General features: G+C 66.9%; 11 protein-coding genes. 8 read left to right on the top strand and 3 right to left on the bottom strand.

Annotated elements, in window-relative coordinates; all coding sequences use genetic code 11:
* Positions 1-43: 43 nt before the first annotated feature.
* A complete protein-coding gene (locus VSR34_RS07315; protein ID WP_028210603.1) occupies positions 44-1,549 on the top strand; it encodes a tryptophan halogenase family protein in 1,506 nt (501 codons plus the stop codon).
* 81 nt (positions 1,550-1,630) lie between these two features.
* The gene (gene bamA / locus VSR34_RS07310; protein ID WP_342962217.1) at positions 1,631-4,723 is read left to right on the top strand and encodes an outer membrane protein assembly factor BamA; all 3,093 of its coding nucleotides are present in this window, start codon (positions 1,631-1,633) and stop codon (positions 4,721-4,723) included.
* A gap of 67 nt (positions 4,724-4,790) precedes the next feature.
* On the opposite strand, the gene VSR34_RS07305 is transcribed toward bamA, so the two are convergent.
* Positions 4,791-5,798, bottom strand: coding sequence for an SDR family oxidoreductase (locus VSR34_RS07305; RefSeq protein WP_342962216.1), 1,008 nt, complete (start codon positions 5,796-5,798; stop codon positions 4,791-4,793).
* Positions 5,799-5,987: 189 nt separating this feature from the next.
* On the opposite strand from VSR34_RS07305, the gene VSR34_RS07300 reads away from it, so the two are divergent.
* The 4 genes from VSR34_RS07300 (at position 5,988) to VSR34_RS07285 (ending at position 9,869) form a co-directional block, all read left to right on the top strand.
* Positions 5,988-6,311 carry a hypothetical protein gene (locus VSR34_RS07300; protein ID WP_342962215.1) on the top strand — a complete coding sequence of 108 codons (324 nt, stop codon included), beginning with the start codon at positions 5,988-5,990 and terminating at the stop codon, positions 6,309-6,311.
* A 110-nt stretch (positions 6,312-6,421) separates the two neighbouring features.
* The gene (locus VSR34_RS07295) at positions 6,422-7,651 is read left to right on the top strand and encodes an alcohol dehydrogenase catalytic domain-containing protein (protein ID WP_342962214.1); all 1,230 of its coding nucleotides are present in this window, start codon (positions 6,422-6,424) and stop codon (positions 7,649-7,651) included.
* An 88-nt stretch (positions 7,652-7,739) separates the two neighbouring features.
* Positions 7,740-9,065 (top strand): cation:proton antiporter, encoded by a 1,326-nt coding sequence (locus VSR34_RS07290; RefSeq protein ID WP_036018215.1) that lies wholly within the window; start codon positions 7,740-7,742, stop codon positions 9,063-9,065.
* 87 nt (positions 9,066-9,152) lie between these two features.
* Positions 9,153-9,869: a PIG-L family deacetylase gene (locus VSR34_RS07285; RefSeq protein WP_342962213.1), complete on the top strand. Its 717-nt coding sequence runs from the start codon at positions 9,153-9,155 to the stop codon at positions 9,867-9,869.
* A gap of 10 nt (positions 9,870-9,879) precedes the next feature.
* Here the strand turns inward: VSR34_RS07285 and VSR34_RS07280 are convergent, their stop codons facing one another.
* On the bottom strand, positions 9,880-10,905 hold the full coding sequence (locus tag VSR34_RS07280; RefSeq protein WP_342962212.1) for a glycosyltransferase: 1,026 nt from the start codon (positions 10,903-10,905) through the stop codon (positions 9,880-9,882).
* A gap of 104 nt (positions 10,906-11,009) precedes the next feature.
* The gene (locus tag VSR34_RS07275; RefSeq protein WP_342962211.1) at positions 11,010-11,921 is read right to left on the bottom strand and encodes a DUF72 domain-containing protein; all 912 of its coding nucleotides are present in this window, start codon (positions 11,919-11,921) and stop codon (positions 11,010-11,012) included.
* A gap of 739 nt (positions 11,922-12,660) precedes the next feature.
* Here VSR34_RS07275 and VSR34_RS07270 point away from each other — a divergent pair.
* Together VSR34_RS07270 and VSR34_RS07265 are read left to right on the top strand one after the other, a co-directional pair.
* Positions 12,661-13,161, top strand: a complete 501-nt coding sequence (locus VSR34_RS07270) for a ferritin-like domain-containing protein (RefSeq protein ID WP_028210608.1) — start codon at positions 12,661-12,663, stop codon at positions 13,159-13,161.
* 28 nt (positions 13,162-13,189) lie between these two features.
* The gene (locus VSR34_RS07265; RefSeq protein WP_028210609.1) at positions 13,190-15,382 is read left to right on the top strand and encodes a VTT domain-containing protein; all 2,193 of its coding nucleotides are present in this window, start codon (positions 13,190-13,192) and stop codon (positions 15,380-15,382) included.
* Positions 15,383-15,467 lie beyond the last annotated feature (85 nt).

Below are 15,467 nucleotides of genomic sequence, written 5' to 3'. Positions count from 1 at the left end.
GTCGAGGGCGCGGATTGAATCAACCCGAATGTGAGTGAATACGATGCTGAACCTGAATGGCGCCAAACGAATCGTTGTCGTTGGCGGGGGCACCGCGGGCTGGTTTGCCGCCCTCACGCTGCGCAGTATGTTCGGTCCGCAGGCCGAAGTGGTGGTGCTCGAATCGCCGCGCATCGGCATTGTCGGCGTGGGCGAAGGCGGCCTGCTGAATCTCGTCGATTCGCTGAAGCAACTCAATATCCCCGTCGACGAATTCGCAAGGGAAACCGGCGCGGCCTACAAGCTCGGCTTCCTCTATGAAGGCTGGCGAGACGGTAGCGAGGGCGATGCGTACTACCACATGTTCGTCGATTCGGGCATCGAAGAGATCGAATGGAAGCAGTACGGGTTCTATCCGCTGGTGTCGACGCTCACTCACTTCGGTATCGAACTGAGTCAGGCGCTGCCGGGGTTTCAGGTCATCGCGAAGCAGGGCTCGCAGGAAGACGCGCGGCGCATGCTGGCCGACCCGGCATGCGGGATTCGGCCGTCGTGGCATTTCGACAGCCAGCGTATTGCGGCGTATTTGAAGCGTGTCGCGTTGAGCCGCGGAATCGTTCACAAGCTCACCGAAGTGAGCAGCGTCCAGTTCGATGAAACGCGGCGCGCCACCGCCGTGCAGACGACCGACGAATCGATCGCCGTGGATTTTCTTGTCGACGCATCGGGCCTCTCGCGTCTCGTGGTCGGCAAGGCGTTGCAAGGCGAGTGGCAGTCGTTCAGCGACTATCTGCTGCTCGACCGCGCGATTCCGTTCCATATGCCGCATCCGAAGGCCAATCCTTACCTCGTCACGCGCGCCATCGCGATGAGCGCCGGGTGGGTGTGGCAGATTCCGCTGCTCGAACGCGTGGGCGCAGGCTATGTGTTCAGCAGCCGGCATATCGATGAAGATGCGGCCGTTGCCGAAATCGAACGGCGCATCGGCATGCCGATCGAGCCTTCGCGCACGCTGCATTTCGAGCCCGGTCACTTCAAGGAGGTCTGGCAACGGAACGTGATGACGATTGGCCTGGCTTCGGGCTTCGTCGAGCCACTGGAAGCGACTTCGATCGGGCAGATGCTCGAACAATTGCGCAATTTCAGGCGGGTCGTGCTCGAAAGCGGCGGTGTCGTGTCGGAAGAGGTTATCGGCCGTTTCAACGAAAGCAATGCGCGCTATTGGCTCGGCATCCGCGATTTCCTGCGCATGCACTACGATTGTCCGCGCCGCGACACACCGTTTTGGCGAGACGTCGCACAAACGCCGCTGCCGGATTCCTGGCGCGCGTTGAAGGCCTGCATGCAGCAGCGGCTGCCGCGCCCGATCGACACGGAGGGTTACTATTCCCATCCCTGGACGAGCATGTTCCACTCGCTCAGCTGGGTCATGGTGGCGGCGCCTTTGGGGCTGATCTCGCGCGAGGCGGCATTCAACGACATGCAACGTCTGCCCGCAGACACGCGACAACGGATCGCCGATTACATGTTCCGCAAATGGCCGCATGTGGTATCGAGACTGCCGCGGTGAAACAAGCGGCTGCAATGGTCGATGGCCGCGCAGTTTGCCATGCCGGAACGGACCTGTGCGCTTCCCGGATCACTTACTGACATGAACAAGGTTTATCGCATATCCTGGCACGACAGCACCGGCACGTGGACCGTCGGCCCCGATTCGGCTCGCGTGCGCGACAAGGATCCGCGCTGTCTGACATTGTCAGGTATTGCAGTGGTGGTGTCGCTTGGCGTTCCCTTCTGCGAGATCGCCCAGGCGGCGCCTTCCGCGAATTACATGGTTGCGTCAAGCCGCGAGATGGCGCTTCCCCCGGGCCTCAAGGGCAATGTCTCGTATCTGGATAGAGACGGTATCGCAACCCGTTGGGGCCGAGCGCTCGTCCACGCGAACCAGGCGCCATCTTCGAATGACTTCTGGCGTCACGCGCATGCGCGTGACGGGTTGCGCGAGGTGCGCACGGTTGCCGGGCAGGAAACCGCGCGCAAGCAACCCTCGCGCAAGAAAGCCCGGAAAAAGAAGATCGTGGCGAGCACTGCGCCGCGTGAAGGCAGGACAACCCGTCGCGCCGAGCGCGGCACAACGACCGCGCGCACCAGCGCTGCGGCAAGGCACGCGGCCCGCCACAGCCAGGCGCGCTATGACTCGACCCGGCGGGCGATGTCCGCGCCGTTCTATAACGTCGTTCGCCGTCCCGAACCTTCTCTGACCAGGATTGACGATTACCGGACCACGGGGGCGAGGCCGGTTGCCCCGTGGGTGGCCGGACACGCGCAGCACTACCTGCGTGCTGCGGACACGAAACCGGTCGGGCGCATCGATGACCTTCCAGACGTGCAGCCTGGTGTAAGGGATACCCATCAGGCGTCTGATGCCAATGGCGTAAGTGACCGCTCAAATGCGCTTTCGGGCGATGCCAATCCGCCGCTTGCCGGATCAGCGAACCACGTTTCGAGCGATGCCGGCACCGTGGCCGTGAAAGCGGATCGCGTTGTGGCGGCATATGCCAGCGATCCGTGGAAAGCATCCGGCGGTGCGGCTGAGGTGCGGCTCAGCGTGGCATCCCAGCCCATCCAGCGTGCGGATATCAAAACCGCGACGGATGCGGAGGTCGATGGTGCGCCTGCCGAAAACGTTGTGGACGCAACTACATGTTCTGTAGTGGCCACGGATCCGCCGCCCACGACTGCCGTACCGCAGAGCGGCGAGGCTGCGGGCGAGAAGCCAGGCCTGGCAACCGCCGAGGCGGGGAGCCACGAAGCCAACGCCACGGCCGATCAATCGGCGAGTCCGGAAGACAGTCCAGCCTCCCGCGCTTCAGTTGACCCAACGGCTGGCACGCCGGCGATCGCCGCGACAGACGCGACAGACGCTTCAGCGACGCAACCCCGGACAGCGACCAGCCCCGACGCCACCGTTCACGACGATGCGAAGATCCGGGCGATCAGCTTCGAGGGCAACGCAGTGTTCGGCTCGAAGGTGCTGCGCGAAGCCATGCAATTGTCGCCGACGAACTGGGGCTCGTGGTACATGAAGAACGACGTGTATTCGAAAGACCGGTTGACCGAGGGGCTCGAAAGGATCCGCCAGTACTATCTCGATCGCGGCTACCTCGAATACAGGGTGGAGTCCGTTCAGACGTCGCCGTCGACGGACGGCAAGGGCGTGGAGATCGCCATCGCGGTACACGAAGGCGAGCCCTATACGCTTTCGGCGGTGAGGGTGTCGGGTGGCCCGCCCGAACTGGCGGCGGAGCTCGACAGCCTGAACGAGCTTCGCGCGGGCGGGTACGTATCGGCCGGAAAACTGCTCGCCAGCACGCGCGCAATCGCGGGGCGGCTCGGTACGCACGGTTATCTCTATGCCGCGGTCAATCCGTTGTCGAACGTCGATACAGTCAACCATAGCGTCGACATGACGTTGCAGGTCGATCCGGGCCGCCGTGTCACGGTGCGTCGCGTCGAAGTGACCGGCAATACGATCACCCGCGACGAAGTGATCCGTCGCGAAGTGCGGCAGATGGAGCAGGAGGGGTACGATGCGGCGAAGGTCGTAGCATCGCGCGACCGGCTCGACGGTCTCGGCTATTTCTCGTCGGTCGACGTGAAGACGGTGCCTGTCCCCGGCTCACCCGGTCAGGTCGATGTCGATTTGAACGTGGTCGAGAAACCGGGCGCCGCATTGCGCTTCGGCACCGGCTATTCGACGACGGACCGTGTCGTCGTGTCGGCGGGCATCACGAGCAAGAACGTGTTGGGCACGGGGCAGAGCGTCAGCGCGAATATCAGCGCGGCGAAGCCGTTCCGGACGCTCGACGTGACGCAGACCGATCCCTGGTTCACGAGCGGCGCCGTCAGCCGGACGACGAGCGCGTACTACCGCACCAACGAGCCTCTGTACTACTCGAGCGACTCCCGGTTCAGGGTGGTGACGCAAGGGCTCGATACGCGGTTCGGCATTCCGTTGTCCGACACCGACCGGGTCTCCACGGGCATGGCCATCGAGCACAACAGGCTCAATCCAGACGCGCTGACACCGCAAAACTACATCGATTACATTGGCCGGTACGGTCGCGAATCGACCAATGTGCCGATCATGGCCGGCTGGACGCGCGATACGCGCAACAGCGCCACGAGGGCGAGCCGGGGCTACCTGGTTCATGCCGGCGTGGAGTACGGAACGCCGATCGGCGGTAGCCAATACTACAAGGCGGATGTCGGCGCGCGGTATTACCACGCCTTCACGACCGACATCGTGCTTGCGATGCGTTTGCAGGGCGGCTATGGCGGTGGCGTCGGCAACAAGCCCTATCCGGTCTTCAAGAACTATTACGTGGGCGGCATCGGCTCCGTTCGCGGCTTCGAACCGAACTCGCTATCGCCGCGCGACCTCCAGACGGGCCAGCCGATCGGCGGATCGAAGATGCTGACGACCACTGCGGAGTTGAAGCTCCCTGTGCCGTTGCCGGATGGAGGAAACCGTCTGAACGCGTTCACTTTCGTGGACGGCGGCAATGCGTGGGGCGCTCAAGGCGCGAGCATTGCATCGAACGGCATGCGCTTCAGCTACGGGGTGGGTCTCGCGTGGAACTCGCCTGTCGGCGCGCTCAAGGTCAGCGCCGGGTTTCCGATTGGCCGCAAGCAATTCGACCGCTATCAGCCGTTCCAGATGCAGTTCGAAGCAGTGTTTTGACGCGGGCCAGGGAGCCCGAATGTCGTGGCAGGCGTGCGTCCTGTCTCCCCGCGTCCTGCAAATCAAATCACGGATTCCCCGCGCCGCCCGAGACGCCGTAGATCTGTCCGGTCACATAGCTCGCCTGAGCGGATGCGAGATCCACATACACATGGGCGATTTCCGCCGGCTGGCCGGGGCGCCCCATCGGCACCTGCTGGCCGAACTTCTCCACATTCTGCGTGGTTTGCCCGCCGCTCACCTGAAGCGCGGTCCAGAACGGCCCAGGCGCGACGCCGTTCACGCGAATGCCGCGCTTGACCATCTGCTTGGCGAGCCCCTTCGTGAAGTTCGCGATGGCGGCCTTCGTCATCGCATAGTCGAGCAGGTTCGCCGAAGGATCGTAGGCGTTCACCGAAGTCGTGTTGACGATGGCCGATCCCGGAGGCATGTGCGGAATCGCGGCGCGCGTGATCCAGAACAGCGCGTAGAGGTTCGTGCGCAGTGTCCAGTCGAACTGATCGGTCGTGATGTCGAGAATCGAGTCGTGGCTCTGCTGCCGGCCCGCGTTGTTGACGAGCACGTCCAGTCCGCCCAGCCCGGAAACCGCCTGTTCGACGAGCGCGTTGCACGCGGCTTCGCTGCGGATGTCCGTGGGCAGCGGCACGGCCTTGCGTCCCGCCTGCTGGATCAGCTGCACGACCTCGCGCGCATCGGGCTCCTCCTGTGGCAGGTAGACGATCGCGACGTCGGCCCCTTCGCGCGCGAATGCGATGGCGGCCGCGCGGCCGATGCCGGAATCGCCGCCCGTGACGAGCGCCTTGCGTCCGGTGAGCCGGCCCGAGCCGCGATAGCTCGTTTCCCCATGATCGGGGCGTGGCGTCATGCGCCCCGCGAGACCAGGCCACGGCTGGCTCTGCTCCGGAAACGGCGGATGCGGATAAAGCGCGCGCGGATCCTGCACGCCGCTCGCGGCCGACGCGGTTGCCGGTGTGCCTTGCTGCGCGATCGCCGGCAACGCGGCGGCGGCCAGCACGCTGGCCGAGGTGCCCTGCATCCATTTGCGGCGCGACTCGCTGACGTTATCTGAAGACATGGGAACTCCGAGGATCGAGAGGGAGGCTACGCGATGCACTGCGTGGGCTCGTCGCGCATCGACCGTTCCTGCGAGGCCACCGGCTGACTGTCCCTGTTGCTCTCCATGGGCGGTTACGACAAGCGTTTCTGCAGGTATGGTCCATGCGCTTCGCTCCATGCCGACGCGTCTTGAAGGAGGAGCGCACCGATGTGTTCCGCCATACAGAATCTTCCCGCTGATCCGGACTGGGAACCGCTGGATTCCACGCGTGCAACGCAGCAAAACGACGCCGGTCCTGATGCCGAAGCGCCCATCGTGCCAAATGGAAAACCCGCGCCCAGCTTGCCGGGCTCGTTCGGTCAGCCTGAGCAGCCGGATCCGGACACGATGCCGCCCGAAGGCGGCCCGCATCCGGAGCAGACGGCCGGGGCGCAGCCCGGCATGCGCGGTCAGCCGGCGCAGCCAGGCGCGCGCGGCCACCACAACAGCGCGCCGGCGAACAGCCGCCCGGGAGACAAGGGCCGGCAGTAGGCGGCGCGCCAGCAGCCGCACGCTCGCTCCCGTCTCGTCATGTCCGCGGCGGCGCCGCGTTTCGCCCGGCCGCCGCGGGTCGTTCATCTTCTTCTGCGAGGAAACACCCCATGAAAGCCGTCGTATTTCACGACATCGGCGATATCCGGCTCGACACCGTTGCCGACCCCACCATCGAGCAGCCCACCGACGCCATCGTGCGCCTCACCTCCAGCGCGATTTGCGGCACCGACCTGCACATGATCCGCGGCACGCTTGGCGGCATGCAGCCCGGCACTGTGCTCGGGCACGAGGGCGTGGGCATCGTCGAGGAAGTCGGCCGCGGCGTGCGCAACCTGCGCCGCGGAGCGCGCGTGCTGATTCCGTCGACCATCTCGTGCGGCGCGTGCTCGTATTGCCGCGCGGGCTACACCGCGCAATGCGATACGGCGAATCCGAACGGCGCGCAAGCCGGCACGGCGTTCTTCGGCGGCCCCGCCAGCACGGGGCCGTTCAACGGCCTGCAGGCGCAGTACGCGCGCACGCCGCTCGCGGGCGCGAGCCTCGTGCCGCTGCCCGACGATGTCGACGACGACCGCGCGATCCTGCTCTCGGACATCTTCCCCACCGGCTACTTCGGCGCGCAGCTCGCCGAAGTGCGTCCGGGCAACGTGGTGGTCGTCTACGGCGCGGGGCCGGTCGGGCTCTTCGCGATCGCGAGCGCGCGCCTCATGGGTGCGGGCCGCATCTTCAGTGTCGATCGCGTCGCCTCGCGGCTCGACATGGCGCGCACGATGGGCGCCGAGGCCGTGAACTTCGACGAGGAAGACCCCGTTGAGGCCGTGATGGAACTGACCGGAGGCATCGGTGCGGACCGCGTGATCGATGCCGTGGGCGTGGACGCCGTGCGCGCCGGTAACGGCGGCAATGGCGCCAACGGCGTTGACGGTGTGGACGGTGCTGATCGCAAGTCCGCCCGGTTCGACGAGGAAGTGCAGGAGATCACGCAGGGACGCGGCGCGCAGAACGGCGCCTGGCAGCCCGGCAACGGGCCCTCGCAGGTGCTGCAATGGGCGCTCAAGACCGTCGCGAAGGCGGGCACGATAGGCGTGATCGGCGTGTATCCGCCCAACGACCGCTTCTTCCCGATCGGCGAGGCGATGAACCGCAATCTCACGCTCAAGCTCGGCAATTGCAACCACCGGACGATCGTGCCGAAGCTCGTGGAGATCGTGCGTGAAGGCGCGTTCGATCCGCTCGGCGTGCTCACGCACCGCGAGCCGCTCATGAACGTGCTGGACGCCTATCGCGCGTTCGACGCGCGCGAGCCCGGCTGGATCAAGGTCAAGCTCGAACCGTGACGAGAAGCGAGGCCTGCGCGCGGCGGGCCTTGTCTCCCGGCCTGTGGCAAACCATCGGCCATTCGATAATCGATAAGGACTTCGTATCATGCTGAAGGAGGCGCTCTGGTTTCTGCTCGTGGGCGTGCTTCTGATGTTCATCGCGTTCGCGCGCGGCCCCATCAAGCGTCTGCCGCTCACCGGCGCGATGATCTATCTCGCGGTGGGCGTGGTCGTCGGGCCCGCGTCTTTCGGGCTCGTCCACACGGATCTCGCGCGCGAGCCGCGCGTGCTCTCGATCATCGCGGAGGCGGGGCTCGTCGTCTCGCTGTTCTCGGTCGGCATGCACCTGCGCGTGCGGCTGCGCAACCGGCTCTGGTGGCTGCCGCTGCGGCTTGGCGTCGGCGCGATGATCGTGAGCGCCGCGCTGATGGCCGCGTTCGCATGGGCGATGGGCGAACCGGCCGGCGTCGCGCTATTTCTTGCCGCCACGCTCGCGCCCACCGACCCCGTGCTCGCGAACGAACTGCGCGTACGTGAAGCCGGCGACGATGAGCCGCTGCGTTTCGCGCTCTCGGGCGAGGGCGGTTTCAACGACGGCGCGGCCATGCCCATCGCGCTCGTTGGCCTCGCGCTGTGCGGCACGCGTGTCGATGGCATGCAGCACGCGGGCAGTGCGGCCCTTTCGGTGCTGTGGGGCGTCGCGGGCGCGCTGCTCGTTGGCGCCGTGCTCGCCACGCTCTGCGCGCGGCTCACGTTTTACCTGCGCACGCGCCACGGCGAGGCCGTGGGTCTCGACGGCTTCATCGCCATTGGCCTGATGGCTGTCACCTATGGCGTGGCGCTGCTCGTGCATGCCTACGCGTTCGTTGCCGTGTTCGCGGCCGGCGTGGCGCTGCGCCACGAAGAATTACGCGCGACGGGCGAGCAGCGACCGGCCGAGGCGCTCGAAGACGTCCAGCATGGCGAGCGCGCCGAGGTGGCGAAAGACCCCGAACGTGCCCACGCCTGGCTTGCCGAAAATATGACGGGCTTCACGCTGGAAATCGAGCGCCTCGCGGAGTTTTCGCTGATGCTGTTGATCGGCTGCCTCGTCTCCGCCCATTGGCGCGAGATGCTGCAATGGCGGCCGCTGCTCTACGCGCTCGTGCTCGTGTTCGTGGCGCGGCCCGTGGCCGTGTTGATCGCGATGGCGGGCTCCAGCGCCGATGCCCAGCAACGCGGTTTGATGGGGTGGATGGGCATACGCGGCGTGGGTGCGTTCTATTACGCGGTGTGGGGAATCGACCAGGCCGGCGACTTGCTGCGCCCCGTGCTGCCCGTGGCGCTCGATGCGATCGTGATTTCGGTGCTGCTGCACGGGTCGACGGCCACGTATGCGCTGGGCCGCTATTTTCGCAAGCGCGAAGCGATCGCGGCGCAGGCCGGCGGCTGAACGCGGCGCGCCGTTGCAACCATGACGCGCAATGAACGGCATGCGGCTTGCTGAGCCTCTCGCGCCAGCTTTGCACGAGATCCGGCGATGCACAGACCCGCTGCCATCCCCGACGACGACTTCAACGCGCCACGCCGCGCGCCCCGCTTCTTCGTGGTGTCGCCGCATCTTGACGACGCGGTGCTCGGCTGTTCGACGCTGCTTTCGCTGCGCTCGGGCGCCGTGGTCTGCACGGTGTTCGCGGGCGAGCCCGCACGGCCCGCGCGCACGCCGTGGGACGAGGCGGGCGGTTTCGCCGATTCGCACGAGGCGATGGCCGCGCGCCGCGAAGAGGACGAGCGCGCGGTGGCCTTGTGGGCGGCGCACGCGGTGCGGCTCGATTTTCTCGACGCGCAGTACGGCGCGACGCCGACCGTATCCGCAGTGGCCGATGCGATCGCCGCGCAGTTCGAACGCTTTGCATCGCGCACGCTCGTGTGTCCGCTCGGGCTCTGGCATTCCGATCATGAACTGGTGGGCGCGGCGTGCCGCTCGCTGTTGATCACGGGGCGCCTGCGCGCCTGCATCGCCTATGAAGATCCCATCTACCGCGCGATTCCGGGCGCGCTTTCCGCCGGATTCGCGCGACTGGAAAGCCAACGGTTGCGCGCGAGTCCGTTGCCCTTGCAGCCGTTAGCGCCGCGCCGGGCGGCGGCGCTCAAGCTTCGGGCCGTGCGCGCGTATGGGAGCCAGTTGCGCGCGTTCGGATCGTTTCCGCTCGACGTGGCGCGCACGGAGCGGTACTGGCGGCTGGAGCGCGCCTGAGGTCTTCGCTTCAGCGCGAATGTTTGCGCGGCGCGGCGTCTTCTTCGTCTGCGTCTGCCGGGTCGATGCATTCGGCGACATCGATGCCCGGTTCCATACCGCCGTTCATTCTTCCTTTCACACCGGTACGCCCCTTGCGCGCCAGCACGCGCTCCCGCTTGCGAACCGCCTCGCGCATGCGCAGCACGCGCGGGGCAACGGGGCGCCGGCGCTGCATGGCCCAGCGAATGCCTTCCCACAGCGCGCGCAGATCCTCGGCCGCGTGCCGCTCGCGCAGCGCGCTGCCGATGGCCGACCCCGTCGCGGCCAGCGCCTCGCTGCGCGGCAGCCGCATCCACGCGACGAGCGCGGCGTTGCGCGCCACAAAGCGCCGGCGCAGTTCGCTGTCGCGAGCGAGCGAGGGCCGGTGATGAACTTCGAGTTCGGGCGCATACGCGATGCGATAGCCGGCCTGCAGCAGGTCGAGCGAGAGCAGCGCCTCTTCGCCGCCGATGAAAAGGCGCGGCTCGTAGCCGCCCAGCGCGCGAAAGACTTCGGTGCGGAATACGCAGGCGCCGGCCATGAAGCCGATCAGCGGAACCAGCCCATCGTGGCCCGCGAGGCCCCGGGCGTCGCGCAGCGGGCTCGCGGCCATCAGCGCGCAGGCGGGATCGAGCGTGCGCGCGGGCCCCACGACGACGCGCGCCGACAGCACCCCCACGTGTGGATGGCGGTCGAGCAGGTCGGCCGCGCGCGCGAGCGAGCCCGCCTGCCAGTCGGTGTCGTCGTCGCTGAACGCGACGTAGCCTGTCATGACCTGTTCGACGCCTTCGTTGCGGCCGGCCGCGCCCAGGTTCAGATCGCAGCGCACGACGCGAAGGCCCGGGTAGGTGTGGGCGAGCAATTGCGCCGTGCCGTCGGTCGAGCCGTTGTCCACCACGACGATCGTCGGCCGCTCAGGGAGCCGCAACAGCGACGCCACGGTGCGCATCACTTCCTCGCGTCGGTTGCGTGTGAGCACGACCACGCTGATGCGAGCATTCAGGAAACTCTGCAAACCCCGCCTCCATGCGCGCGAAAAGACCGCGCAGAGCGAGGGGTTTGCGCAAGGCGCGTGCCGTCCCTGCTCGACGCCGCCCGGCGTGACTTTGCTGGCGTGCCTTAGATCGCTTGCGCATCGCGCCGCAACGGTTCCTCGGCGAATCCGAAGCGCGTCATCAGGCGGCGTGCGTCGAATGGCGCTTCGGTCTTCTGGTCGTTGTCGAAATAGCAGTACACGTCGCGCGGCTTGCGCTCGCGGGCGCGCGGTTGCGGCGCGATGAGGCGGGCGTCGGCGGAAGGCTTGCCTTCGCTCCATGCCTTGAGCCGCGCGTGCCACTGATCCAGCGCGGCATCGCTGTACGCGCCTGCATATTTTGCCGTCGAACCGTGCAGCCGCACGTACGCGAAATCGGCCGTTGCGTCTTCTGCATAGGGCCACGGCTCGGTCGAATCCGAGACCACGAGCGCCACGCGATAGCGCCGCAGCAGATCGACGAAGGCGGGCGCGACAAAGCTCGCGTGGCGAATCTCGATGGCGTGGCGCATCGGCCGGTTGCGGTCGATTTCGATCCACGGTTCGATCACGCGCGCGTCGTGACGTGCCGCAAGACGCCGCGCCGCTTCGGTGTCGTGCGGCAGCAGCGCGAGAAAGCGTTCGAGGCGATCGGCATGGAAGCGATAGTTCGGCGGGAATTGCCAGAGGATCGGTCCGAGCTTTGCGTTCAGCGCCAGCAGCCCTTGAGCGAAGAAGTTCGCGCATGCAACGTTGGCCGATTCGTCGCGAAAGCGCAGCATGTGCGTGAGATAGCGCGCGCCTTTCACGCTGAATACGAACGCGTCGGGCGTTTCGTCGTGCCAGTGGCGAAACGCGGCGGGCGACTGCAGGCCGTAATGCGTGCCGTTGATTTCGATGGTCTGCACCGCGCGCGACGCGAATTCGAGTTCCCGCTTTTGCGCGAGCCCCGGCGGATAGAAGGTGCCGCGCCAGCCGTCGTAACGCCAGCCCGAAATGCCTATGCGTACCTCGCTCATGGCCGTGCTCCCTGTTGTCGCTGCGTGAGACCGTGCACGCCTCGTGCCGTGGCGCCAGCGCATCGTCCCGCGAGGCGTCCGTCGAGGAATGTTCGGGAACGTCGGTTGCGCCACCTCAAGCCGAGACTCTCAACGACACCAGCGAAGATTTTCGCGGGCGCGACATCATCGCGCTCGTCACCGACCGCGTAAAGGGCAATACGCTTTTCCTGCCGATCCACCAGGGCAAGCCCGGCGTGAATGAAATGACGGGCGAGCATCACGATCCCGACGTGAACCGCCGCGCACGAAGAACTCGATGCGCTGATCCAGACGCTGCACGAGAACGGCGTGCTGCGGCTCGCGAACGATCTCGCGGGCGAAGACACAGATCGCGAAGGTTCTCGTAGACGATCTGAGCAAGGAAGACACGCTCAACGCGATCCAGAATCTCTCCGTTCTGCTGATGGCGCTTTCGCGCATTCCGCCCGCGCAGTTTTACAAGTTCGCCTTTGCAACGAGCGATGGCGCGGGCCGCGCGAGCACATGGAAGCTCGGCGTGAGCGGTGCCTACAGGATGCTGCACGACGAACATCTGTGGCATGCGCTGATGCCGCTGATCGAAGGCAGGAAGGCAGTCGCGACGGCACTGGAGCAGGACATGGACAAGCCGATCCCCGGCGTTCAGCGGGAAGGCGACCCGCGGGTAGCGCGGGTATGGCCATTGCGAAAAGTCGGTCTCCTACTCACGGAGGCAATCATGAGCCAGAGAAAGACCATCGACGACCTTTTCGTTCACATGCTCTCGGACATCTACAGCGCCGAAAAGCAGCTCACGCGCGCGCTCGCGAAGCTCTCGCGCACGGCGAGCGATCCGCAGCTCGCCGATGCATTCAAGACCCACCTCGAAGAAACGCAGGGGCAGATCGAGCGCATCGACAAGGTGGTGGAATCGACCGGCATTCGCCTGAAGCGGGTGAAGTGCGTGGCAATGGAAGGTCTTATCGAAGAGGGCGCCGAATTGATCGACGAGATCGAGAAGGGGCCCGTGCTCGATGCGGGGCTCGTGGCGGCCGCGCAGAAGGTGGAGCACTACGAGATCGCCGCGTATGGAAGCCTTTGCGCGCTCGGCAAGCAGTTGGGGCATGAGGAAGCGGTGAACCTGCTCAAGGAGACGCTCGAGGAAGAAAAGGCCACCGACATGAAGCTCACGCAGTTCGCCGAAGCCGCGGGCAACCGGAAGGCTACGGAAAAGCAGTGAGCACGGCGGCGCGGCGGGACAGAGGAGCATGAACACGCCGACGAGTCCTTGCGCCGCACAGGCCGGGGCGGCGCGCCTGCTGCGCCCGGGCGAGACCTGCGATTCGCTGTGCCACGCGCGGCGCTTGCGGCTGCTGGTCGATGCTGAGGAGTACTTCGGTACGCTGCGCCAGGCCATCGTGCGGGCGCGGCGCAGCGTCATCATCGTCGGCTGGGACATCGACAGCCGCATCGAGCTGGTACCGGGCGGCGCGGACGACGGCTTCCCGGCCGCGCTCGGCGACTTCCTCGCGGCCGTCGCGGCGGCGCGGCCCGCGCTGCGCGTGCGCATTCTCGCGTGGGATTTCGCCATGCTCTACGCGCTCGAGCGCGAATGGCTGCCCGCCTACAAGCTAGGCTGGCGCTCGGGTCGGCGGCTCGCGTTCCGGCTCGACGGGCAGCATCCGCCAGGCGCTTCGCATCATCAGAAGATCGTCGTGGTGGACGACTGCCTCGCATTCGTGGGCGGCATGGATCTCGCGCGCTCGCGCTGGGACACCTGCGCGCACGCGAGCGCCGACCCGCGCCGCCGCAACGGGCCGCGCCAGCCTTATGGCCCGATCCACGACGTGCAGGCGATGTTCGACGGCGAGGCCGCGCGTGCCGTGGCGAAGCTCGCGAACGATCGCTGGCGACGCGCGAAAGTCACGGCGCGCGAAGCGCATGACGAAAGCGAACCGGTGCCGCCGCTCCCCGAAGTTCTGGCGACCACGGACGAAAGCGGCGATCCCTGGCCGCCCGGCGTGCGCGCCGATATCGAGGACGTGCGCCTCGGCATCGCGCTCACGGCCGCGCCGCATGGCCCGCGCACGGGCTGCCAGCAGATTCATGCGCTCTATCGCGCGGCGATCGAAGCGGCCCGCGACACGATCTACATCGAGAACCAGTACTTCACGGCGAGCGGCGTCGGTGACACGCTCGCGCGGCGCCTTTCGATGCCCGATCCCCCCGCCGTCGCCGCCGTGATTCCGCGCGAGCAAACGGGCTGGCTTCAGGCTGCCGCCATGGGCACGTTGCGTGCGCGCCTCTACAAGCGCCTGCGCGCGGCGGACCGCGAGCAACGGCTGCGCCTCTACTGGCCGTGGACGGAAGGACTCGGCCACGCCTTCATCAACGTCCACAGCAAACTCATGATCGTCGACGACGCGCTGCTTTTGATCGGCAGTGCGAATCTGAACAACCGCTCGATGGTGCTCGACACGGAATGCAATATCGCGCTCGAAGCGCTCGGGGATGCGCGCGTGCGGGCCGCCATCGCGCGCATGCGCAATCGCCTGCTCGCCGAGCATCTGGGCGCGCGTTGCGAAGACGTGGAGCGCGCGTTCGAGCGCTTCGCCGGGGACGTCCATCGCGTGATCGAGCGCCTGGGCGGTGGCGCGCGCACGCTGCGCAGATTCGAGCCCCAGGTCTCGCCCGAACTCGACCGCTGGGTGCCCGAGAGCGCCGTGGTCGATCCCGAGCGGCCCGCCGTGCCCGACGAAGTCGTGCGCGAATTCGCGCCGGGCCGCGGTGGCCGCTCGATCACGCGGCGGTTGCTGCTGCTGGGCCTTTGCGCATTGCTCGCGGTCGCGATGACGCTCGCCTGGCATTACACGCCGCTCTCGCGCTTCGTGAGCCTCGCGAGCATTGCACGGGCCGCCCATGCGCTCGCGGCCACGCGCTTCGGTCCGCTGCTCGTGGTGGGCGCATACGCGCTCGCGGCGATCTCGTCGGTGCCGATCACCTTGCTCATCGTCTGCGCGGGGCTGCTGTTCGGCGCCATCGACGGAAGCCTCTACGCGCTGTCCGGCTCGTTGCTCGCGGCGCTCGCGACCTACGCCATCGGCCGCTGGGCCGGGCGCGACGCGGTGCGGCGCCGTGCGGGCTCGCGCCTGAACCGCCTCTCGAAGCGCCTGGGCCGCCAGGGGCTCGCCGCCGTGGTGGTGCTGCGCGTGCTGCCGCTCGCGCCGTTCGTGCTCGTCAATCTGGCGGCCGGCGCCTCGCATATCGCGCTGCGCGACTATGTGCTCGGCACTCTGATCGGCATGGGGCCCGGCATCGTGCTGGCCACCACCTTCGCCCAGCAACTCGCCGATGCCGTGCGTCATCCCGATCCCCTCACCCTCGCGGCGCTCGCGGGCATCGGCGCGGCGCTCGTGGGGCTATCGGCGGCGTTGCAGCGTTTTCTGGGGCCGCGCCAATGAAGCTCGCCGCCGGTTCGCGCGACGCGATTCTCCAACGCCTTCGACTATGCGCCGCGCGCAGACCGGAGCGGGGAACGAAAAATGC

The sequence above is a fragment of the Paraburkholderia sp. JHI2823 genome, assembly GCF_038900695.1.
Taxonomy (GTDB): Bacteria; Pseudomonadota; Gammaproteobacteria; order Burkholderiales; family Burkholderiaceae; genus Paraburkholderia; species Paraburkholderia mimosarum.
Note: the sequence above shows the minus strand (reverse complement) of the source record. Positions and strands in the feature narration are given on the sequence as shown.